The sequence below is a fragment of the Citrobacter sp. Cs237 genome (assembly GCF_030332325.1).
Lineage (GTDB): Bacteria > Pseudomonadota > Gammaproteobacteria > Enterobacterales > Enterobacteriaceae > Citrobacter_A > Citrobacter_A sedlakii.
Genome location: NZ_JAOWIB010000066.1, coordinates 132,969 through 154,575 on the forward strand (window position 1 = coordinate 132,969; position 21,607 = coordinate 154,575).

Sequence of the window (21,607 nt, forward strand, 5' to 3'; positions counted from 1 at the left end):
CGAATACACCCTTAACGACATACCGTTGTGTCTTTTAGAACAGATGATGCGCTCTGCCGGTTTTCTGACAGGCTATAAGTAAACTGACATTGCTGGCTGGCTTCTTTACCCCAGCGAATCGTCCAGGTTTGCGGCAACTCATTAACCCCAGTGAGATAAAGCACGCCGCCCTCGTCCACGATGCTTTGCGTTCCCGCACTCTGGTTATTCGCCATAGCACCGAAAGGTAAAGGGGTGTTCTGCGCATCGGTCACGGTGAGTAAAACTCTGCGCCCCGTCTGCGCACTAAAATAGGCACTCACGGCAGCGCCCTGACCTGGCACGACGATTTTTGCTGTTTCCGTTACGTCAACGTCATCCGGCATGGTGGTCGTGTCCAGCGTAATTCGGTTTTCCTGATACGGGGTGAGAAAAGGGATAACGGCATTGCCAAAATAGTCGGTTGCGATTCCCGGGTAGTTCTTAATCCGTATATTGGCGGCGCCATTGGCGTCAATAAGCGCAAAGGCATTACCAAGCGGCTGGGACAGCGTTACGCCATGAGAATGCGCAACGACGCCGCCAGAAAGGCCATAGCTGAGCTGGCGATTATCTGGACTGTAGTCGTAGCTACTGCTGACGGTACCGTATGCGGAGCGGTAATTTGCGGAAAAACTGCTACTGGTGTTGTCGTTATTTTCGCTTTGCCGTTGCTTAAGGCTATAGCTCAGACGATGGTCATCCAACAGCGAACCATTAATTCCTACCTCATGCTGCGTCGCTTTATTTTTATCTTCCGTAACACGCCATGTCGCCTGCGCATGGGGAAGCCATCGATCCAGCGGTACGCTAATACTGAGCGAAACGGAGCGCTCGCTCTCGCGGTCCGTTGAATCGGTGAATTGTCCGTTAAGGTTATAGCTGACGCCGTAGAGGCTGCCATTCAGTCCTGCGGAGAAGTTGTTATCTTTTTGGCTGTCGTTCCAGTAGGTACGTTGAGAACCGGAAACGTAAAAATTGATGCTGTTGAGTAGCGTCTGGCTGATGCTGAATTGTGCTTCACTTTTTTGACGGTAACTATTATTTATATTCTTTGCATTGGCATCAGAAAACGTAAAATAGCCATTGCTGGTATAGCGATAATATCCCAGCGATAAATTCGTGCCAGTTTCTGGCAAATCTTTAATATATTGGGTACGCCAGGTATAGCCTTCAAAGGTATTGCCATCGTCAAATTGCGTCTCTGCCCTGCCAATATCCACTGAAACGGAGCCGAATTCTCCCAGAGTGCCGCCAACGCCGACGGTTTGCGACCGATAATTTTCAGCGGTTAGCATTCCGCCATACACCGTCAGGGCGTTGCTCAGACCATAGATGCCGGTACTTTCAATAAATTGGGGTTCTTTACTCTCTGCTGATTGGGCGGCGCGAAAGCGACCCGCAGTAAGGCTGTATTTCAGATGCCCCAGCCTTTGCATAACGGGAAGCGACGAGAAAGGTTGAACGAAATGGCGAACTGTCCCGTCGGCTTCTTCGATACTGACGTCCAAATCGCCCCCGAAGGAGGAGGGATAGAGATCGTTAATCTCAAATGCGCCCGCAGGGACGTTGCTTTGGTAAATGGTATAACCGTTCTGGCGAACCGTGACGATAGCGCTGGAATTGGCGATGCCACGAATGGTTGGCGCAAAGCCTTTTTGACTGTTTGGCAGCATGTTGTCGTCGGAGTAAAGGCGAGCGCCGGTAAACTGGTAGCCCGGAAAAATGGCGCCGTCTGTTGAGCTTTCGCCAATCACCAACTGTGACCTGAGGGACTTTATGTCCCGTTGCAACCAGCTGTTGATGCTGTCCCAACGAGCGTCATCCTCATTGTGCGTCCAGGTGGAGTAGTTACGTAATCGCCACTCGCCGAAGTTCGCGCCACTTTGCAGGTTCATGTACTGGCGTTCACTTTGTTCGTTATTGTCGTAGCGGCTTCTGGAACCGGTGAAACTGTAGTTGGTGAAAACGACCGGAACACCGTTATCCCAGCGCGAAGGATCGACATAGCCTCTGGCATCGCGATAAAGGGCAATTTGCGGAACGCTTAACTTGAGTTTGCTGTGGTTAAAATCAAATATCGCAACGCTACCGGGAACGGCTTTAGCGAGATCGGGAATGCGCTTACCGTCATCAGCATTGGCAAATGCCGGATTCTCATCGACTTTAAAGCCTAATTCGCGTAGTTGCCCTACTGTAAATTGTGGTTGAAGCTGGTGATTATTTGCGATGACAAAAGGCAGCGTTCGTTGCATCATCTTTTTATTATTGATGTAAATATCGACAGAATATTCACCGGGTTGCTGTGCATTCTTATGAGAAAAAAGTGACAGATCGACGGGGCGTTGACCGCTTTTGGCGGTTTCCAGTAGAGCGGGGTCGAAAAAATAGTCATCGGCAAAAACAGTACCTGAAACCAGGTAACCGCTGGTGATGGTAAACGGCAAAAGGTACCTGATGCAGTGGCGCAAATATTTCTTTGCGTACAGGACATCGATTTTCTCCGTTAAATCCTTTTTCCGCTTATAGCTCATATTTCCCTTATCACTGAAGCGTTGCCTGTTTTATGGAATCAGGCGTGTTTCTGGCGCTGTACTGCCACCAAAATCATTTATTGCCGCCCATTTCACCGTTCTTCCAGTCGTGGCATTGATGGCAATTATTTTTCTTTCCTGCGGCGCGATGTATTCAATTTTGTCGGTGAGGTTGACATTGTCTAAACTTAATCCCGCAAAAACGACATGATATGCCGATGGGTTATAAATAGTCAGTTGGTTCGCTGAGATGCCAAACTCGAGCGCTTTGAAAGCATCTCTGGCTTTACCGTTGAGTCCTTTTGGTCGGTAAAAAAGTTTGATTCGGGTTTTAAACACTAACGTTAATGTATTGGTATTGGCGAGATCGGCTTTGTTCTGTGCAGGAATGGCTCGCACATTGATAAAATACATCGACTCTCTGTCATTAGGCACCTGTCCATCAGCCTTAATAATACGTAGCGTAGAGTCTTCTCCGGCATCAAGTCGAAACAGTGGGGGCGTGACAATAAACGGGCCGCGCGAGCTGTTGTTGCTGTTTTCTACCCATGATTGCAGCAGATAAGGCATTTTTTCGCTGTGGTTAGCGAGCGGCAGAGCGGCCTCTTTTTTACTGGCGTCATAAATAACGCGCGTCCTTTCCAGTACGATACCCCCTGCGAAAGCCGTGCTTGCCAGAGTGGTAAGCAAGATAAAAAATGCCAGTGTCGCCAGTCTCTTCATTATTTACTCCCTGAAATGTTAATATCTCTTTATCCCTGTAAAAAGGGATAAAGAGATATGATGAAGGGATTAACGGTAATCAAGAGTGACATCAACCGAAGCGTTTGCTTCACCTGGGGTAATGTCTTTAGACTCTACGGTTGAAACGTAATAAGCCAGTAAATTGATATCCATCGTCGCCCCGGTAATAGGGAAAGACACTTTAGGATCGTTGAGTTTGTTAATGGCCATTTGTGTCCCCTGGTCATTATCGATACGAATACCGACACCCGTCGCAGGTTCGTCCATACCCGTCACCGCAACCAGTTCGTCATTTGTTCCGGTCGTTCCGCCATTTCGTGTTTCTAACCATAGCTGGAAAGACGCATCTTCAACACCATCAACGTGCTCCCACGGGTCAGTTGGACAATTTTTTAATGGGATAGTGACTGGAATACTTGGCGTTTTATCGCCAACGGTTTTGAACTGAGAAGCGGCGTAATGACCAAGTTCAACATCAACCGTGTCGCCATTAGCAAATTCACAGGTGCTGGTTAATATTTGCCCGGTAAATTCAATCGTTCCATCTGTCGCCCACGCGTGGCTTGCGGAAAGCGTGAGTAAACCCGCAATAACGGATTTCGTATAGCGTTTCATTACTAATTCCTTATCCTTGCTTAAAATACAATGAAATATTTCATTAGGCAATATATCTGCATGCTTTAAGGATTATACAGTTCCTGACGGCTTAGAATGGCGTAATGTTATGTTTTCGGAATATATTTATATTAATAAAGTCTATTTGGCTGGTGGTTAATTGATCTGTCAACAGGGGGTTTTAAAAATTCATACTTAATGCTGTTGCTCATAACTGGTTGATTTTAAGTCATAATGAAAGTGTAAGGTTAAATAAAAGTGAGCAGTCTATTTAAGATAAGTCAAATAAAAATATTCATATTATTGATATGAGGGGGCGATTCATCTCAAAAAAGACTTTTTAATATTATTTTTGTGCAATATCTTTATATAAATTTCTTTCGGGATAAGATACCATCAAGCTAAAGATATAATCTTAAACTAAACAGTATTTTTAATTTGTATAACCGGATAAAAAGTAGACTCGCTGCAGGCAGGCGCAGGCCTGCCTTTATTAAGTGAAGCTCTATACAATAATAAGCTCAACGCCGGTTTTGAGCACCGCCGCTTTATCCTGCTTACTGATGCCATCGTCAGTGATCACGCAGTTGATCTTCTCCATGGGGAGAACCTGGTTGAATCCGCGGCGGTTGAACTTGGTGGCGTCCAGAACGGCGACAACTTTGTGTGCCGCAGCGGCCATCACTCCGCTTATCGAATACCCTTCATTAAAGGTGGTGATCCCGTTGGTGGCGTCGATACCGTCCGCACCGACAAACATCAAGTCTGCGCTGATGCCCTGTAACGAACGTTCGGCGATGGTGCCATGCATGGAATGTGTTTTATGCCTTACCGTGCCGCCGCAAACCACCAGCGTCAGGTCTTTGTTGTCGGACAGGGTAAATGCCGCCGGTAAGCTGTTGGTAATCACGGTAATGTTGCTCTTACGGTTCAACGCTTCGGCGATCAATAACGTGGTGCTGCCGCTATCCAGAATCACGGTCATCCCTTCTTCCACCATCGCCGCCGCTGACTGAGCAATGCGCTTTTTCGGATCGCTGGCAAGCTGGTAACGGTCCTCGAGTATAACTTCCTGATTATCGCCTTCCGCCAGATGACTTCCGGGTTTAGCCGCGCCGCCGTGAAACCGCGTAACCAGACCCTTTTCCTCCAGCAAACGCAGATCGGCACGGATAGTGACTTCAGAAATACCAAAGGTATTCGAAAGATCAAGCACCAACACGCTGCCCTGCGAATTAATCAGGTCGACAATTTTGTTCCTTCGCTCAAATGAGTTCATATTGATTTGCCTGATAATTAACTGTGACTAGTTTAATCGAAGGATTGCGAAAGGTGAACGCTAAATTTCGAAAGTAAATGTGAGCCAGCGCAGGTTGCTGGCTCGTACGATCAGGAGAAGTCCAGGAGAATTTTTCCCTGCATAGGTGCGCCGTTTAGCGCTTTCACGGCTTCTGCGAAACGCTCTGGGTTACCCCGATGGGCAATCAGCGGGGTGAGCTGCAGGCGTTTCTCGGTCAACAAGCGTGCGGCGGTTTCCCACTCTTCTCCTGGCCACGGGCTGGAGTAGTTCATCCAACTGCCCAGCACCGTGAGCTCTTTGCGCAGGATCAGCCCAAAAACGTGACTGGTGAGCGTCAGATCATGGTGCAGCGTGCCGACCAGCGCTACCTGCGCACGCGGTCCGGCAATTTCAATTGAGAGTGAGACGGTCTGCGGCGTACCTGCCGTTTCCAGCACCAACTGGTCGAACTGCGCGTCGTTCTGCGCTGCCTGAATCTCTGCTGCGCTCATCTCCCGGCTGTTATACACCCGCGTGGCTCCCAGCGCTGTTGCCAGCGCCAGTTTCTGTGGATTAATGTCGATAGCGGCGACGCTTTTCGCACCGAGCTCTTTTGCGCACTGAAGCGCGAGCAGGCCGATGGTGCCCGCGCCAACGATGATAACGTTTTTCCCTTCACATCCCCGCGCCAGATGAAACGCATGCAGACCAACGGTGATCGGCTCGATGAACGCGCCGTCTTCGACAGGCATATCGGAAGGTAAGCGGAACAGATTGGCGCGCTTTACGACAACGAACTCCGCATTGCCGCCTTCACTGCGCGAACCGACAAACTGGTACTGTTTACACAACGAGTAAAAACCACGCTCGCACTGGGGACAGTGAAAGCAGGGCAGAAGCGGCACGCAGGCAACCGCGTCGCCCGGCTGCATGTCCTTCACGCCCTTGCCATACGATTCAACGTAGCCGCTAAATTCATGGCCGAGGGTAATGGGGTAATAATGCGCGCCTTTAGAAAAAATACGCGGAATATCAGAACCACACAGACCAGAACTGATGACTTTCACCAGCACGTCGTCGTCGTTTTGCAACTGGGGCATGGGGCGTTCTTCAACGCGCACGTCTCCCTCAGCGTGAATCACCACTGATTTCATAACATTCTCCAGAAAGATAACGGGGAGCGAACGCTCCCCTGAAATTACACGGTGGGCTGACTTTCCGTCAGCGTTGCGTTTTGCTCCGCGGCTGCAAAATGACGCGCCCGACGCCAGGTCAGCAGTACGCCGGTGAAATAGAGGGCGGCAATCACCACGAACCCTACAACGTTTTGCCAAGTAAAGAGCTGGATCAGAAGCCAGGTTACCGGCGATCCCCCCTGATCCATGGAGGCTACCATGCCACCGGTTTTCAGCGCCCCGGCATTGGCGGCAAGCTGGGTATGCAGACCGATGGTTTGCGTGGCGATCCACAGCGTAATGCCCATAATGATGACGCCGGATATCAGCGTGCGGAACAGGTTGCCCTGATGTACCGCCACCGCCATCGCGACAAAGAAACCGATAGTCGCAAGGTCGCCGAACGGCAGCACCTGGTTACCCGGGACCAGCACCGCAATCAGGATCGTCAGCGGGATAAAAATCAGGCTGGCGGAAACCACAGAGGTATGGCCGAGGAGCAGCGCCGGATCCAGTCCAATCAGAAACGCCTGGCCGCCAAATCGGGCTTGCAGACGTTTACGCGCCTGTTTGGCTATCGGCGTTAAGCCATCCATGATCGGTTTGATCACGCGCGGCATTAGTAGCATCACTGCCGCTGTTTTGACTGCCAGTTGCAGGACGGCTTTCACGTCGTAGCCTGCCAACATGCCGATCACCAACCCCATCACAAAACCGACGGTCACCGGCTCGCCAAACGGACCGAAGCGTTTTTGCACATCGTCCGCGCTGAAATGAATGCGGTTAAGGCCCGGTATTTTGTCGATAACCGTATCGACCAGTACCGCGACAGGACCGAGGTAGGCTGAGGTGCCATGCGGGATAGCTATTCCTTCCAGACCGAAGAAGTCGCGGGTATCTTTTGCGAACCAGTCGCCAAGTTTGTAAACAAAGGCAGCATGGACAATCACGCCGAGGATCCCCAGCCAGTACGATCCGGTCGCCAGATGCAGCATCGCACCGGTAAAGGTCATGTGCCAGATATTCCAGATGTCGACGTTCACAACGCGGGTCATACGCGTCACCAGCATCAGAATATTGACGCCAATGGCGACCGGGATGGCGATCAGCGCAATTTGCGAGGCCCAGGTCATGGGTGACGATCCGGGCCAACCAACATCAATGACGTGAAGATTGATTTGAAATTGCTCGGCCATCGCTTTCGCCGCAGGGCCAATAGAGTCAAGCATCAGACCGATCACCAGGCCGATTCCGACAAAGCCAATGCCAATATGCAGACCCGATTTAAAACAGTCCCCGAGCTTCATCCCCAGCAGTTTTGAGAAGATGATGATCACCAGCGGCAGCATTACCGTTGGGCCTAAGTCGAGGATATAACGCATAATTTCGCTAAACATGGCGTCACCCCACGAGGATCGTCAGTATTTTTTGCTGCAACGCTTCGATACCCACCCCGGAAACAAAAGGCATACCGTGAACGACAGGAATATCGCCAAAGGTGCGGTCGACGCGGGCGGTGGTGCAAATGAGATCGGCGCCGTCCATATAGGTTTCGATTTCCGTGACCCGACATTGCACCAGGTCGAGTGTGATATCGTTGGCTTCACATAGCTCTTTAATTTCTTCCGCGGCCAGCGTAGAGGTCGCGACAGCACCGCCACAGGCCACAATCACTTTACGTTTCATAGGGTATTCCTTTTATTATCAGTATATTATCAGGCCTGTTCGCAAGGCTCAGGCATCAGGATAGTTTCCTGAAAACGGGCTGCCAGCGCTGTTTCAGGGGCACTCAGTAACGCTTCAAGGGTGTCCGGGTTTTGCAGTTCGCTAAACAGACGACGCAGGAGTTTCAGCTGCGCCGCCGGGTTTTCAACGATCAGCGCGATGATCAGCGAAACGGCAATTTCGCCGTCGTCATCGGCCTGCTGAAACGCCACCGGAGTATCGGGACGGATGAGGTAGATCGCCGGCGATTTGGCGTGAACCGCTTCGCAGTGTGGAATCGCAACGGCATGGCGTTCCAGCGCGATGCCGGTTGGAAAGTTTGCTTCACGTTCGAGAAGCGCCTGCGGATACGTGTCATGCACCACGCCTTTGGCCAGCATCTCCTCGGCAATGTGCGCGAGCGCCTGCTGGCGCGAGGTAAAATGAATTCCAGTACGGACAAAAAGTTGGCTCATAGCGTCTCCGGTTTTCAGGCTGTTTCTGACGCGCAACCGAACCGGTATGCACGTAAAACATCCTGAATTTTGTCAATAATCAGGCTGTGCGGCGTGGCGGTTAGCGCGCCTTCCGACAGCCGTTCAAACTGTACAGGCATAAACTGGCTGATTAATCCCAGCGGTAATGAGACGCCACTCAGATTGGCGATCAGTTTTTCCACACTTTGCCGAATACGCGGGTGCGGCCAGTAGTAACGGATACGGTCTGACAGGCTGAAATGGATATCGACCATCGCCTGGCTCCAGGTCGGCCGGTAATACTTCTTCCAGTATCCAGGCTCGTTAAGCATCACTTCATCGATCACCTCCAGCACCCGGCTGCGTTGTTCCGGCGAAATCAGGGCGTCTTCCATCTGCGCCAGCGCAAAAACGGCTTCACGCAGAGCGAAAGTCAGGGCCGGGCCGACCTTGAGAATGGCGTAGTGATCACGAACCAGCGCGCGGTAGGCTTGTCGGGTCTGGTAGTCTGTGGAGTGCGCTTCGTAAACCATTGGCGTGGCCTTGATCCAGGTAGTGAGCGCTTCGGCAGCCTGAGGCTGGTAGTGGATAATTTGGGTGTGATCGAATTCCACGCCGGGCTGCACGACGATGGCGATAACGCGGGTTAAGGCCTCATCAAGCCCCCGAGCGCGAAAGGCAACCTGATGCGTTTCCAGCGTGCGGGCGGCATCGTCGGCGCGGGTGACGTGAACCGTCCCAATGCTGCTGGCTTCCCCGCCCGGTACCGGAACTTCAGTGCCGATTACATAGGTCAGTCGGCGTTTTTGTTCTTCCGTTGCCGTCGCTTCAGCCGCCTGGCAAAGTACCGCTGCGCGTTCGGCGACCACCATCGGGTCGAGCGGCGTGGGGTCATCGGCGCAGGACATAGAGGCGTCCAGGTGGATTTTACTGAATCCTGCGGCGACGTAGGCCTGAATCAACACCACCGATTTTTCCATCGCATCCGCTGCGGGTTCATCCTGCCAACAGTTCGGGCCCAAATGATCCCCGCCAAGGATTAAACGCTCACGCGGGAAGCCAACCTCCTGGGCAATGCCATAGACAAAATCGCGGAAATCAGCGGGTTTCATGCCGGTATACCCGCCGAACTGATTAACCTGGTTAGAGGTCGCTTCAATCAGCACTTTGTTGTCGCTGTGCAGATCAAAGCGCAGGGCCGCTTCAATGACCAGCGGATGGGCTGAACAGACAGAACAGATCCCGACATGTTCACCGGCTTTATGACGCGAGATAATTTCTTTCACTTCTGACTCCGATATCTTTCGTTTGTATTGAATGCGATTGCGTTATCTGTCAAAGCTTGCCTTCGCAGCCGCAGTCGGCGATGACTTTGCGCACGACGGCTTTCATGGCGGCTTTGGCTGGCACCATGTAATGTCGGGGATCATTGGCCTTGGGATGCTCACTAAGATAGGTTTTCAGGGCATCGGAAAAGGCAATTTTAAGTTCGGTGGCAACGTTAACCTTGCAGATGCCGAGTGAGATTGCGCGTTGGATATCCCCGGTGGGCAGGCCCGAGGCGCCGTGCAGCACCAGTGGAATATCCACGTGTTGCCGAATCTCCGCCAGGCGCTGAAAATCCAGTCGCGGTTCGGCGGTGTAGAGGCCGTGAGCCGTTCCAATTGCTACGGCCAGAGAATCAATGCCGGTTCCGGCGACAAACTCCCGGGCCTGCTGCGGATGGGTATAAAGCGCGTCTTTTTCGTCAACGCTCAAATCGTCTTCCTGTCCACCCAAACGGCCCAGTTCGGCTTCGACGCTAACGTCGTAACGATGGCAGTAATCGACAACATTTTTCACCAGGGCAATATTGTCGGCAAACGGAAGGTGCGAGCCGTCGATCATGACGGAACGCACGCCAGCAGCGACTTTCTGTTCTATATCTTCACGTTTTTCATGATGATCAAGATGGATCGCGAGAGGGTGGTTCCATGACTTCGCCAGTTCCCCGGCGATGGCGACGATATTGCTCACGCCTGCATAGCAAAACGTGCCTGGCGTCCCCGCAACGATCAACGGTGAACGTAATTCTGCTGCGGTTTCCACGACCACCTGCAGGGTTTCAAGATTATGGATGTTGAAAGCCGGTACGGCGTAACCCTCGCGCTGGGCCTTCCTGAGCATGGTCTTGCTGGAAATAATAAACATCCTTCCTCCGAAATCTTTCGTTTGTCTTCTTCGAAAGAATGTATAGGCTTTCGTAATGTTTTTATGTGATTTCGATCGGATAAATGAAAGCTACGAAAGTAAAAGAAGGTTTGCGAAAGATTACGGCCGAAAAAAAAGCACGCCCGCCGGGCATGCTTTATGAGAAGAGAAGGGGGGGCGTCACGTCACCGGCGCCGGGTTAAACACTGCCAGTTGGTTATGAAGGCCCCATTGATCCGAGAAGGTTTTCTTCCGTCCGCTGGCTACCTCCAGGATAAACGCAAACAGCTTCTGACCGACCTCTTCAATGGTTTCTTCCCCGGTGGCGATGGTCCCGGCGTTAATATCCATTAAGTCATACCAGCGGTTTGCCAGCTCGGTGCGGGTAGCCATTTTGATCACCGGTACCGCCATTAGCCCATACGGGGTACCGCGCCCGGTAGTAAAGACCTGGACGGTGATCCCTGACGCCACCTGCTGGGTGCCGCAGACAAAGTCGCTGGCGGGGGTTGCCGCGTATATCAGGCCGCGCTTCGTTGGCCGCTGGCCCGGCGACAGCACTTCAACAATCGCGCTCTTACCCGACTTGGCAATGGAGCCGAGCGCTTTTTCGACCACGTTCGCCAGCCCGCCTTTTTTGTTCCCCGGTGACGGGTTGGCGCTGCGGTCGGTTTTCCCCATGTCGAGGTAGTTATCGTACCAGGCCATCTCTTCGAGCAGGCGCTTGCCCACCTCTTCGTTGACCGTGCGCGGGGTCAGCAGATGGATGGCGTCACGCACTTCGGTCACTTCGGAGAACATCACCGTGGCGCCGCAGCGAACCAGCAGGTCCGAGGCATACCCTACCGCCGGGTTCGCCGTGACGCCGGAAAACGCATCGCTGCCGCCGCACTGCATCCCGACGACCAGTTCAGAGGCCGGGCAGGTTTCGCGCTGGCGCTGATTGAGTTTCGCGAGATGGCGCTCAGCCACCTGCAGAATGTCATCCACCATCGAGCGGAAACCGACGTGTTTTTCATCCTGCAAGCTCACGATGCTGGCGCTGTCCACCGTGATACTCTGCACATCGTCGGTACCTTCCAGCAGGCGCTCAGGTTGCAGTTTTTCACAGCCGAGGCCGATGACCATCACTTCGCCGCCAAAGTTCGGGTTCAGCGAAATGTTGTGAATTGTGCGAATCGGCACTACCGCTGCCGGGGCGTTGATCGCCACACCGCAGCCGTACAGATGGTTCAGGCCGACGACGCCGTCGACGTTCGGGTAGTCAGGCAGCAGATCGCGCTCAATGATCTTCACCACATAATCGACCACACCCGCCACGCAGTGGACGCTGGTGGTAATGCCGAGCAGATTTTTGGTGCCCACGCTGCCATCGGCATTGCGATAGCCCTCAAAGGTATAACCTTCCAGCGGCGGCAGCGGCTCCGGCACTTTGGTCGCCAGCGGCAACGTGTGCAGTGGCGGTGCCTTCGGCAGTTCCACCATGGACTCATCGATCCAGCTTCCGCGCGCGATATTGCGAACGGCATAGCCAATCACCTCGCCATAGCGAACGATTTCACCATGCGCGGGAATATCCACCAGCGCCACTTTGTGCCCCTGCGGAATATGTTCGATCAGTTCAAGCCCGTCCGGGAAACGCGTTCCGGCTTTTAAACCATTGTCGTTAACAATGATTGCCACATTATCGATGTCGTGAACTTTAATATAAAACGCCGTCGGCGATTGCTGTCGGATGTCGATGTTAGCCATTGCTCAGTATTCTCCAGCTAAAAATAATTCGTTCAGTGAACCTGAAAAAAGAGAATGTCATTTTGATAAAATAAGCATGTCAGGCGCGCTGGAATAAGAATGTGATCGCGATCACCCGTTGTGGCGAACGCCACACCCGCAGGGTGAGCAAAGCGTAAATCTGTGCATCAGCGCCCAGGCTTATGTGCATATGCTCAAAATAATATTTAATGCCCGTTTCTTTAATGAGCGTTTGCACAATGCCTAATACACCGCGGCTGATTATACTGAACCACGAACTTATTACACCCGTCGGTTATTTTAATTAGCATCGGTAAATGTCAAACAATAATAAAATACCGGCTTAAATGCCTGGGTAAATAAATAGTGACCCGTCCGTCGGTTTATAAAACTCTCTATATAACGGTTAAGTGACAAGGTAAACGTGATGAATAACGACATCTTCCCCAACAAATTCAAGGCAGCGCTGGCTGCGCATCAGGTGCAGATCGGCTGCTGGTCGGCGCTGGCAAGCCCCATCAGCACCGAAGTGCTCGGTCTGGCGGGCTTTGACTGGCTGGTGCTGGACGGCGAACATGCGCCGAACGATGTCTCAACCTTTATCCCGCAACTGATGGCACTAAAAGGTAGCGCCAGCGCGCCGGTTGTGCGCGTGCCGACCAACGAGCCGGTGATTATCAAGCGTCTGCTGGATATCGGCTTTTACAATTTCCTCATCCCGTTTGTGGAAACAGAACAAGAAGCCGTAAACGCTGTGGCGGCGACCCGCTATCCGCCAGAGGGGATTCGCGGCGTATCCGTATCACACCGCGCCAATATGTTTGGCACCGTAGCGGATTACTTTGCGCAGTCGAATAAGAACATCACCATCATTGTGCAGATCGAAAGCCAGCAGGGCGTCGATAACGTGGACGCGATTGCGGCAACCGCAGGCGTTGACGGTATTTTTGTCGGTCCAAGCGATCTGGCTGCCGCGTTAGGCCACCTTGGCAACGCGTCGCATCCTGACGTTCAGAAAGCCATTCAGCACATTTTTGCCCGTGCGAAAGCGAACGGTAAACCCTGCGGCATTCTGGCGCCGGTTGAAGCCGATGCGCGCCGTTATCTGGAGTGGGGAGCGACGTTTGTGGCCGTGGGCAGCGATCTGGGCGTATTCCGTTCCGCCACGCAGAAGCTGGCAGATTCCTTTAAGAAATAACCACCACCGCAACAAGAGAGAATAGTGATATGACGATGAAAGTTGGTTTTATTGGCCTGGGTATCATGGGTAAACCAATGAGTAAAAACCTCCTGAAAGCAGGTTACTCGCTGGTGGTTTCTGACCGTAACCCTGAAGCGATTGCTGAAGTTATTGCTGCCGGGGCAGAAACCGCCTCTACCGCAAAAGCGATCGCTGAGCAGTGTGATGTGATCATCACCATGCTGCCGAACTCCCCGCACGTGAAAGACGTTGCGCTGGGTGAAGGCGGCATTATTGAAGGCGCGAAGCCGGGCACCGTTTTGATCGACATGAGTTCGATCGCGCCGCTGGCAAGCCGTGAAATCAGCGACGCGCTGAAGGCCAAAGGGATTGATATGCTCGACGCGCCGGTCAGCGGCGGCGAACCGAAAGCCATCGACGGCACGTTGTCCGTCATGGTGGGCGGCGACAAAGCGATCTTCGACAAATATTACGATCTGCTGAAGGCGATGGCGGGATCCGTGGTGCATACCGGTGAAATCGGCGCGGGTAACGTCACCAAGCTGGCAAACCAGGTGATTGTGGCGCTGAATATTGCCGCGATGTCAGAAGCGCTGACGCTGGCGACCAAAGCGGGGGTAAACCCGGACCTGGTTTATCAGGCGATTCGCGGCGGTCTGGCGGGCAGTACCGTGCTGGATGCGAAAGCGCCGATGGTCATGGATCGCAACTTCAAACCGGGCTTCCGTATCGATCTGCATATTAAAGATCTGGCGAACGCGCTGGATACGTCGCACGGTGTCGGCGCGCAGCTGCCGCTGACCGCTGCGGTGATGGAGATGATGCAGGTGCTGCGCGCGGACGGGCTGGGGACGGCCGATCACAGCGCGCTGGCATGCTATTACGAAAAACTGGCGAAAGTGGAAGTCACTCGCTAATCACGTCGTGCCTCGTGGCACGCAGCAATCTGGCCTGCCTGGCGCAGGCCGGAACAGTGAAACGCTAATTGGCGTTATGCAGTAACAGGCTACCCCTATGAAAATCGTCATTGCCCCAGACTCTTATAAAGAAAGCCTTTCTGCCAGTGAGGTAGCTCAGGCAATAGAAAAAGGATTCCGGGAAATTTTTCCGGATGCGCAATATGTTTCTGTTCCCGTCGCCGACGGTGGTGAAGGAACAGTTGAAGCCATGATTGCCGCCACGCAGGGAACTGAACATTCCGCTTGGGTTACCGGCCCGTTGGGGGAAAAGGTCAATGCCAACTGGGGCATGTCAGGAGACGGAAAAACCGCGTTTATCGAAATGGCGGCAGCCAGCGGACTGGCGCTGGTTCCCCCGGAAAAACGCAATCCGCTGATCACCACCTCTCGCGGCACGGGCGAGCTGATTTTGCAGGCGCTGGAAAGCGGGGCGCGAAACATCATCATCGGTATTGGCGGCAGCGCCACCAATGACGGCGGCGCGGGTATGATACAGGCGCTGGGCGCGAAACTGTGCGACGCCAATGGCACCGAGATCGGTTATGGCGGAGGCAGCCTGAACAGCCTCAACGCAATTGATATTTCGGGTCTTGATCCACGATTACGCGCCTGCACGATTCGCGTTGCCTGCGACGTCACCAATCCGCTGGTGGGGGAGAAGGGCGCATCGCGAATTTTTGGACCGCAGAAAGGCGCGACCGAGGCGTTAATTGTCGAACTGGACGCCAATCTTGCCCATTACGCCGATATCATCAAAAAATCGCTACGGGTGGATGTCAGAGAGGTTCCTGGCGCAGGCGCGGCGGGCGGTATGGGCGCGGCGCTGATGGCCTTTCTCGGCGCGGAGCTGAAAAGCGGTATCGAGATTGTGACCCAGGCGCTGAATCTGGAAGAACATATCCACGACTGTACGCTGGTGGTGACTGGCGAAGGACGAATTGACAGTCAGAGCATTCACGGAAAAGTACCGGTCGGCGTGGCGAGCGTGGCGAAGAAATACCACAAGCCGGTGATAGGTATTGCCGGCAGCCTGACGCGTGACGTCGCGGTGGTGCACCAGCACGGTATTGATGCTGTGTTTAGCGTATTAAGCAGCATCGGCACGCTGGAAGAAGCCTTCCGGGGCGCATTTGACAATATTTACCGCGCTTCGCGAAATATTGCGGCCACGCTGGCGATGGGAATGCGCAGCGCGGGGTGACAAGGGCGCGTAAACCCTCTATACTTCGCGCCGAAGCTGACCAGACAGTCGCCGCTTCGTCGTCGTCCCTTTCGGGGGAGACAGGCGGAGGGGAGGAAAGTCCGGGCTCCATAGGGCAGGGTGCCAGGTAACGCCTGGGGGGGAAACCCACGACCAGTGCAACAGAGAGCAAACCGCCGATGGCCCACGCACGTGGGATCAGGTAAGGGTGAAAGGGTGCGGTAAGAGCGCACCGCGCGGCTGGTAACAGTCCGTGGCACGGTAAACTCCACCCGGAGCAAGGCCAAATAGGGGTTCATAAGGTACGGCCCGTACTGAACCCGGGTAGGCTGCTTGAGCCAGTGAGCGATTGCTGGCCTAGATGAATGACTGTCCACGACAGAACCCGGCTTATCGGTCAGCTTCAACTCATTACTGAAACCCCGCCATCAGGCGGGGTTTTTGCTTCTGTGAGGCAGATGAATGCCTGTCCACGAGGATAACCATTCGGCAGGGGAGCGTATCGGGCGCAAGAGATTTCCCGATATGTGACAGGAAACACAAAACGCTGGCTTTGATTCTTTTGGCGACAGAAACAAAAAGCAAACGATCGCCTTCACAAAATTACTTGCTATAAAATCTATAAAAACTAGTGTTAATGGTTTGTTTGCAATGATAATGAATTGTATGCTTATATTTAATTATTGATAAAAGTAATGTTTATTTACAAACAAATACGGCAAAAAAATGTGATATGCCACAATATTTAACGTCATTTATGTTTTATATATAATTATATTTGATAAATTGCACATTAAATTTAATGACATATTTGAACGTTAATTGCACGATAATTGCTTGAAATATCATCATTCGCCGATTTTGAAAATAACCACAAGTTTATCGATGTTATCGCCATAAAATATTGTTATCCCCCCCTATTTTTTTGACTAAAATCAGACTAAAGCGACATTGTAATTATATAACTGTTTGAAAAATATAAATTTAATAATTTATTTGCCAGCTTCATAAAATAATGACAAGGCAATTTGTGAGTGGTCGCACATATCCCCCATTACGTAATTTGTTACACTCCACGCCGTCAACAAAGTTATTTGCGCAGGTCGATATGAATACGTTTGCTCTCCCAAAAACTCAGCAGTTGGTGGTCTTTCAGGAAGTAATCAGAAGTGGTTCGATCGGATCTGCGGCGAAAGAATTAGGGTTAACTCAACCGGCGGTCAGTAAAATCATTAACGATATTGAAGCGTATTTCGGCGTTGAGTTGGTGGTACGGAAAAACACCGGCGTCACCTTAACCCACGCAGGGCAGGTTTTACTCTCGTGGTCAGAGTCCATCACTCGCGAGATGAAAAACATGGTGAATGAGATGAACAGCATGACCGACAGCGCGGTGGTGGACGTCTCCTTCGGATTCCCGTCGTTGATTGGATTTACCTTTATGTCCGATATGATCCAGAAGTTCAAAGAGGTCTACCCGAAATCGCAGGTCTCTATGTATGAGGCGCAGCTCTCCTCGTTTCTGCCAGCGATTCGCGACGGACGACTGGACTTTGCTATTGGCACGCTCAGCGATGAAATGAAGTTACAGGATCTCCATGTCGAGCCGTTGTTCGAGTCAGAGTTCGTGCTGGTGGCGAATAAGTCCCGAACATGCACCGGCACCACCACGCTGGAATCGTTGCAAAACGAACAGTGGGTGCTGCCACAAACGAATATGGGCTACTACAGCGAACTCCTCACCACCCTGCAAAGAAATGGCATCAGTATTGAAAACATCGTTAAAACCGACTCCGTCGTCACCATTTATAATCTTGTTCTTAATGCCGATTTTTTAACTGTTATTCCATGTGACATGACCGCGCCTTTTGGTTCAAACCAGTTTATTACGCTCCCTGTAGAAGAATCATTACCCATTGCGCGATATGCTGCAATATGGTCTAAAAATTATCGTATTAAAAAAGCCGCCTCGGTGTTGGTGGAATTAGCGAAAGAGTATTCATCTTATAAAGGTCGCAGACGAAAGCAATTAATTGAAATCGATTAACCCAAATAAATTTAGTTAATCCAATATTAACGCCATCGCGCTGTATTTCAGCCGTTGGTCACGATCATTTATTACTTTACAATAAGTAAGAGGTTACAATGCACATTACTTACGATCTACCGGTTGCCATTGACGATATCCTCGAAGCCAAAAAACGCCTGGCAGGAAAAATATATAAAACAGGCATGCCGCGTTCGAACTATTTTAGTGAGCGCTGCAAAGGTGAAATATTTCTCAAGTTCGAAAATATGCAGCGTACCGGTTCTTTTAAAATCCGCGGCGCGTTTAACAAATTAAGTTCGCTGACGGATGCGGAAAAACGCAAGGGCGTGGTGGCCTGTTCCGCGGGCAACCACGCGCAGGGCGTATCGCTCTCCTGCGCGATGCTCGGTATTGACGGCAAAGTGGTGATGCCAAAAGGCGCTCCGAAGTCAAAAGTTGCCGCGACCTGCGACTACTCTGCGGAGGTGGTGCTGCACGGGGATAACTTTAACGACACCATCGCCAAAGTCAGCGAAATTGTAGAAACCGAAGGCCGTATTTTTATTCCACCGTATGACGATCCGAAAGTCATTGCCGGACAAGGCACTATTGGTCTGGAAATCATGGAGGATCTTTATGACGTCGATAACGTCATTGTGCCTATTGGCGGCGGCGGTTTAATTGCCGGGATTGCCATCGCGATTAAATCCATTAACCCGACAATTAAAGTCATCGGCGTTCAGGCTGAAAACGTACACGGTATGGCGGCATCTTATCAGGCCGGAGAAATAACCACGCACCGAACGACCGGCACCCTGGCGGATGGTTGTGACGTTTCCCGCCCGGGTAATTTAACTTACGAAATTGTGCGTGAATTAGTGGATGACATAGTCCTCGTGAGCGAAGACGAAATACGCAACAGCATGATTGCCTTAATTCAGCGCAATAAAGTGGTGACAGAAGGCGCTGGCGCACTGGCTTGTGCCGCTTTATTAAGCGGGAAATTAGATAGCTATATCCAGAACAGAAAAACGGTCAGCATTATTTCTGGCGGCAATATCGATCTTTCTCGTGTATCGCAAATAACGGGTTTAGCAGACGCTTAACACCGGCTATTCATCTTTTCGTTGAGGATAGGATATGAGTACTACTGATAGCATTGTATCCAGCCAGACAAAACAGTCGTCCTGGCGTAAATCGGACACCACCTGGACACTGGGATTATTTGGTACCGCCATCGGCGCCGGAGTGCTGTTCTTCCCCATTCGCGCCGGATTTGGCGGCCTGATCCCCATTCTACTGATGCTGGTGCTGGCGTACCCCATCGCCTTTTACTGCCACCGGGCGCTGGCGCGCCTGTGCCTGTCCGGCTCGAACCCGTCCGGTAACATTACGGAAACGGTAGAAGAGCACTTTGGCAAGACGGGCGGCGTGGTGATCACGTTCCTCTACTTCTTCGCCATTTGTCCACTGTTGTGGATTTACGGCGTGACCATTACCAACACCTTCATGACCTTCTGGGAAAACCAGTTGCAGTTGCCAGCCCTGAACCGCGGCTTTGTGGCGCTGTTCCTGCTCTTGCTGATGGCGTTTGTCATCTGGTTTGGTAAAGATCTGATGGTAAAAGTGATGAGCTATCTGGTCTGGCCGTTTATCGCCAGCCTGGTGCTGATTTCACTGTCGCTGATCCCGTACTGGAATTCGGCGGTGATCGATCAGGTCGATCTGAGCAACATCGCGCTGACCGGTCACGATGGCATTCTGGTCACCGTATGGCTCGGTATCTCCATCATGGTGTTCTCGTTTAACTTCTCGCCGATCGTCTCCTCGTTCGTGGTGTCGAAGCGCGAAGAGTATGAGAAAGATTTTGGCCGCGACTTTACCGAGCAGAAATGTTCACAGATCATCTCCCGCGCCAGCATGCTGATGGTCGCCGTGGTAATGTTCTTCGCCTTCAGCTGCCTGTTTACGCTCTCGCCGCAAAACATGGCGGATGCGAAAGCGCAGAACATCCCTGTGCTCTCTTACCTGGCGAACCACTTCGCCTCAATGTCCGGTACTAAGTCAACGTTCGCGACCACGCTGGAATACGGCGCGTCGATTATCGCGCTGGTCGCCATTTTCAAATCGTTCTTCGGGCACTATCTGGGCACGCTGGAAGGGCTGAACGGTCTGATCCTTAAGTTTGGCTATAAGGGCGATAAAACTAAAGTCTCGATGGGTAAACTCAATACCCTCAGCATGATCTTTATCATGGGGTCCACCTGGGTTGTGGCCTATGCCAACCCGAATATTCTGGACCTGATTGAAGCGATGGGCGCGCCGATTATCGCCTCGCTGCTCTGCCTGCTGCCGATGTACGCCATTCGTAAAGCGCCTTCGCTGGCGAAATACCGTGGCCGTCTGGATAACGTGTTTGTCACCGTCATTGGTCTGCTGACCATCCTGAACATCGTGTACAAACTGTTTTAAGCCTTAGGCTCAGGATGAGCGGAGTAGTGAAATGACTGAATTTCCTGTAGTTCTGGTAATTAACTGCGGTTCGTCTTCAATTAAGTTTTCAGTGCTGGATGCAACAAACTGCGACGTTTTAATGGCAGGTATTGCTGACGGCATTAACACTGAAAGCGCCTTCTTGTCGGTAAACGGAGGAGAGCCAGCAACGCTGGCTCACCACAGCTACGAAGGGGCATTAAAGGCGATCGCCTTCGAACTGGAAAAACGTAATTTAAACGACAGCGTGGCCTTAATTGGCCACCGCATCGCCCACGGTGGAAATATCTTTACCGCGTCGGCCATTATTACCGATGAAGTCATTGACAATATCCGCCGGGTTTCACCGTTAGCGCCGTTACATAACTATGCGAATCTGAGCGGAATAGAATCCGCACAGCAGTTATTTCCCGGCGTCACGCAGGTCGCTGTTTTTGATACCAGTTTTCATCAGACGATGGCGCCTGAGGCCTACCTGTATGGCCTGCCGTGGGAATATTACGAACAACTCGGCGTGCGGCGTTACGGCTTTCATGGCACGTCACATCGCTATGTGTCTCTGCGGGCGCATGCGCTGCTGGATCTTGCTGATGACGATTCAGGCCTGGTGGTGGCGCATCTTGGCAATGGGGCGTCTGTCTGCGCGGTTCGTAACGGGCAGAGCGTGGACACCTCAATGGGCATGACGCCGCTGGAAGGGCTGATGATGGGCACCCGCAGCGGCGATGTCGACTTCGGGGCGATGGCGTGGGTCGCCAGCGAAACCGGTCAGACCCTGAGCGATCTGGAGCGGGTGGTCAACAAAGAGTCCGGTCTGCTGGGAATTTCGGGTTTATCGTCCGACTTAAGAGTGCTGGAAAAAGCCTGGCATGAAGGACACGCGCGGGCGCAACTGGCGATCAAAACGTTCGTCCACCGTATCGCCCGCCATATCGCCGGGCATGCAGCGTCGTTACATCGTCTGGACGGCATTGTTTTCACCGGCGGTATCGGCGAGAACTCGGTCTTAATTCGTCGCCTGGTAGCAGAGCGTCTGGCGGTGCTGGGCGTTACGCTCGACAGTGACAGAAATAGCCTGCCGAATTCCCACGGCGAACGCATTATTTCCGCCAGCGATGCCCGGGTCATGTGCGCCGTTATTCCGACCAATGAAGAAAAAATGATTGCGCTTGATGCGATCCAGTTAGGCCGTATTCACGCGCCAGTGGAACTCGCTTAATTCATTGTTGTTCTGTAG

19 protein-coding genes and 1 other RNA gene are annotated in these 21,607 nt (G+C 52.2%); 8 read left to right on the forward strand and 12 right to left on the reverse strand.

Translation table 11 applies throughout. The features are described 5' to 3' along the window. Positions 1-11 precede the first annotated feature (11 nt). The 12 genes from OGY07_RS02570 to OGY07_RS02625 all read right to left on the reverse strand — a co-directional run bounded on the left by OGY07_RS02570 (position 12) and on the right by OGY07_RS02625 (position 12,725). Positions 12-2,552 (reverse strand): fimbria/pilus outer membrane usher protein, encoded by a 2,541-nt coding sequence (locus OGY07_RS02570; protein ID WP_286598461.1) that lies wholly within the window; start codon positions 2,550-2,552, stop codon positions 12-14. Positions 2,553-2,582: 30 nt separating this feature from the next. Then, on the reverse strand, positions 2,583-3,266 hold the full coding sequence (locus OGY07_RS02575) for a fimbrial biogenesis chaperone (RefSeq protein ID WP_392397389.1): 684 nt from the start codon (positions 3,264-3,266) through the stop codon (positions 2,583-2,585). A 78-nt stretch (positions 3,267-3,344) separates the two neighbouring features. After that, entirely contained in the window at positions 3,345-3,911 is a 567-nt protein-coding gene (locus OGY07_RS02580) for a fimbrial protein (RefSeq protein WP_060571077.1), read from the reverse strand. 505 nt (positions 3,912-4,416) lie between these two features. Beyond that, positions 4,417-5,190: a DeoR/GlpR family DNA-binding transcription regulator gene (locus tag OGY07_RS02585; RefSeq protein ID WP_042291789.1), complete on the reverse strand. Its 774-nt coding sequence runs from the start codon at positions 5,188-5,190 to the stop codon at positions 4,417-4,419. Between the two features lie 110 nt (positions 5,191-5,300). Further along, on the reverse strand, positions 5,301-6,344 hold the full coding sequence (gene gatD / locus OGY07_RS02590; protein WP_286598467.1) for a galactitol-1-phosphate 5-dehydrogenase: 1,044 nt from the start codon (positions 6,342-6,344) through the stop codon (positions 5,301-5,303). Between the two features lie 44 nt (positions 6,345-6,388). Further along, on the reverse strand, positions 6,389-7,762 hold the full coding sequence (locus OGY07_RS02595) for a galactitol-specific PTS transporter subunit IIC (RefSeq protein ID WP_286598469.1): 1,374 nt from the start codon (positions 7,760-7,762) through the stop codon (positions 6,389-6,391). A gap of 4 nt (positions 7,763-7,766) precedes the next feature. Then, on the reverse strand, positions 7,767-8,051 hold the full coding sequence (gene gatB, locus OGY07_RS02600) for a PTS galactitol transporter subunit IIB (RefSeq protein ID WP_042291785.1): 285 nt from the start codon (positions 8,049-8,051) through the stop codon (positions 7,767-7,769). Positions 8,052-8,080: 29 nt separating this feature from the next. Further along, a complete protein-coding gene (gene gatA / locus OGY07_RS02605) occupies positions 8,081-8,545 on the reverse strand; it encodes a PTS galactitol transporter subunit IIA (RefSeq protein ID WP_286598471.1) in 465 nt (154 codons plus the stop codon). 14 nt (positions 8,546-8,559) lie between these two features. Continuing rightward, positions 8,560-9,831: a tagatose-bisphosphate aldolase subunit GatZ gene (gene gatZ / locus OGY07_RS02610; RefSeq protein WP_181822499.1), complete on the reverse strand. Its 1,272-nt coding sequence runs from the start codon at positions 9,829-9,831 to the stop codon at positions 8,560-8,562. A gap of 49 nt (positions 9,832-9,880) precedes the next feature. Further along, positions 9,881-10,735 carry a tagatose bisphosphate family class II aldolase gene (locus OGY07_RS02615; protein WP_286598473.1) on the reverse strand — a complete coding sequence of 285 codons (855 nt, stop codon included), beginning with the start codon at positions 10,733-10,735 and terminating at the stop codon, positions 9,881-9,883. A gap of 180 nt (positions 10,736-10,915) precedes the next feature. After that, entirely contained in the window at positions 10,916-12,487 is a 1,572-nt protein-coding gene (gene garD, locus OGY07_RS02620; RefSeq protein ID WP_286598475.1) for a galactarate dehydratase, read from the reverse strand. A 79-nt stretch (positions 12,488-12,566) separates the two neighbouring features. After that, positions 12,567-12,725, reverse strand: coding sequence for a hypothetical protein (locus tag OGY07_RS02625; RefSeq protein ID WP_286598478.1), 159 nt, complete (start codon positions 12,723-12,725; stop codon positions 12,567-12,569). A 189-nt stretch (positions 12,726-12,914) separates the two neighbouring features. On the opposite strand from OGY07_RS02625, the gene garL reads away from it, so the two are divergent. The 8 genes from garL to tdcD all read left to right on the forward strand — a co-directional run bounded on the left by garL (position 12,915) and on the right by tdcD (position 21,589). Further along, positions 12,915-13,685 (forward strand): 2-dehydro-3-deoxyglucarate aldolase, encoded by a 771-nt coding sequence (gene garL, locus OGY07_RS02630; protein WP_042291775.1) that lies wholly within the window; start codon positions 12,915-12,917, stop codon positions 13,683-13,685. A 29-nt stretch (positions 13,686-13,714) separates the two neighbouring features. Next, positions 13,715-14,605 (forward strand): 2-hydroxy-3-oxopropionate reductase, encoded by an 891-nt coding sequence (garR, locus tag OGY07_RS02635; protein ID WP_286598481.1) that lies wholly within the window; start codon positions 13,715-13,717, stop codon positions 14,603-14,605. 97 nt (positions 14,606-14,702) lie between these two features. Next, complete coding sequence (gene garK, locus OGY07_RS02640) at positions 14,703-15,848, forward strand: glycerate 2-kinase (RefSeq protein WP_042291772.1); 1,146 nt, start codon at positions 14,703-14,705, stop codon at positions 15,846-15,848. 32 nt (positions 15,849-15,880) lie between these two features. Continuing rightward, positions 15,881-16,257: RNase P RNA component class A (gene rnpB, locus OGY07_RS02645), an RNA gene on the forward strand. 699 nt (positions 16,258-16,956) lie between these two features. After that, the gene (gene tdcA / locus OGY07_RS02650; protein ID WP_042292871.1) at positions 16,957-17,895 is read left to right on the forward strand and encodes a transcriptional regulator TdcA; all 939 of its coding nucleotides are present in this window, start codon (positions 16,957-16,959) and stop codon (positions 17,893-17,895) included. Positions 17,896-17,993: 98 nt separating this feature from the next. Continuing rightward, complete coding sequence (tdcB, locus tag OGY07_RS02655) at positions 17,994-18,983, forward strand: bifunctional threonine ammonia-lyase/L-serine ammonia-lyase TdcB (RefSeq protein WP_042292873.1); 990 nt, start codon at positions 17,994-17,996, stop codon at positions 18,981-18,983. A 34-nt stretch (positions 18,984-19,017) separates the two neighbouring features. Further along, positions 19,018-20,349: a threonine/serine transporter TdcC gene (tdcC, locus tag OGY07_RS02660; RefSeq protein ID WP_042292876.1), complete on the forward strand. Its 1,332-nt coding sequence runs from the start codon at positions 19,018-19,020 to the stop codon at positions 20,347-20,349. Between the two features lie 31 nt (positions 20,350-20,380). Beyond that, the gene (tdcD, locus tag OGY07_RS02665) at positions 20,381-21,589 is read left to right on the forward strand and encodes a propionate kinase (protein ID WP_060571083.1); all 1,209 of its coding nucleotides are present in this window, start codon (positions 20,381-20,383) and stop codon (positions 21,587-21,589) included. Positions 21,590-21,607 lie beyond the last annotated feature (18 nt).

What these genes read in the sequence shown, in the direction of transcription:
- garR (WP_286598481.1), top strand. Translation starts at nt 13,715, where the DNA reads ATGACGATGAAAGTTGGTTTTATTGGCCTGGGTATCATGGGTAAACCA.
- OGY07_RS02570 (WP_286598461.1), bottom strand. Translation starts at nt 2,552, where the DNA reads ATGAGCTATAAGCGGAAAAAGGATTTAACGGAGAAAATCGATGTCCTG.
- gatB (WP_042291785.1), bottom strand. Translation starts at nt 8,051, where the DNA reads ATGAAACGTAAAGTGATTGTGGCCTGTGGCGGTGCTGTCGCGACCTCT.
- gatD (WP_286598467.1), bottom strand. Translation starts at nt 6,344, where the DNA reads ATGAAATCAGTGGTGATTCACGCTGAGGGAGACGTGCGCGTTGAAGAA.
- OGY07_RS02595 (WP_286598469.1), bottom strand. Translation starts at nt 7,762, where the DNA reads ATGTTTAGCGAAATTATGCGTTATATCCTCGACTTAGGCCCAACGGTA.
- garD (WP_286598475.1), bottom strand. Translation starts at nt 12,487, where the DNA reads ATGGCTAACATCGACATCCGACAGCAATCGCCGACGGCGTTTTATATT.
- garK (WP_042291772.1), top strand. Translation starts at nt 14,703, where the DNA reads ATGAAAATCGTCATTGCCCCAGACTCTTATAAAGAAAGCCTTTCTGCC.
- garL (WP_042291775.1), top strand. Translation starts at nt 12,915, where the DNA reads ATGAATAACGACATCTTCCCCAACAAATTCAAGGCAGCGCTGGCTGCG.
- tdcB (WP_042292873.1), top strand. Translation starts at nt 17,994, where the DNA reads ATGCACATTACTTACGATCTACCGGTTGCCATTGACGATATCCTCGAA.
- OGY07_RS02615 (WP_286598473.1), bottom strand. Translation starts at nt 10,735, where the DNA reads ATGTTTATTATTTCCAGCAAGACCATGCTCAGGAAGGCCCAGCGCGAG.
- gatA (WP_286598471.1), bottom strand. Translation starts at nt 8,545, where the DNA reads ATGAGCCAACTTTTTGTCCGTACTGGAATTCATTTTACCTCGCGCCAG.
- OGY07_RS02580 (WP_060571077.1), bottom strand. Translation starts at nt 3,911, where the DNA reads ATGAAACGCTATACGAAATCCGTTATTGCGGGTTTACTCACGCTTTCC.
- tdcC (WP_042292876.1), top strand. Translation starts at nt 19,018, where the DNA reads ATGAGTACTACTGATAGCATTGTATCCAGCCAGACAAAACAGTCGTCC.
- OGY07_RS02585 (WP_042291789.1), bottom strand. Translation starts at nt 5,190, where the DNA reads ATGAACTCATTTGAGCGAAGGAACAAAATTGTCGACCTGATTAATTCG.
- tdcD (WP_060571083.1), top strand. Translation starts at nt 20,381, where the DNA reads ATGACTGAATTTCCTGTAGTTCTGGTAATTAACTGCGGTTCGTCTTCA.
- tdcA (WP_042292871.1), top strand. Translation starts at nt 16,957, where the DNA reads ATGAATACGTTTGCTCTCCCAAAAACTCAGCAGTTGGTGGTCTTTCAG.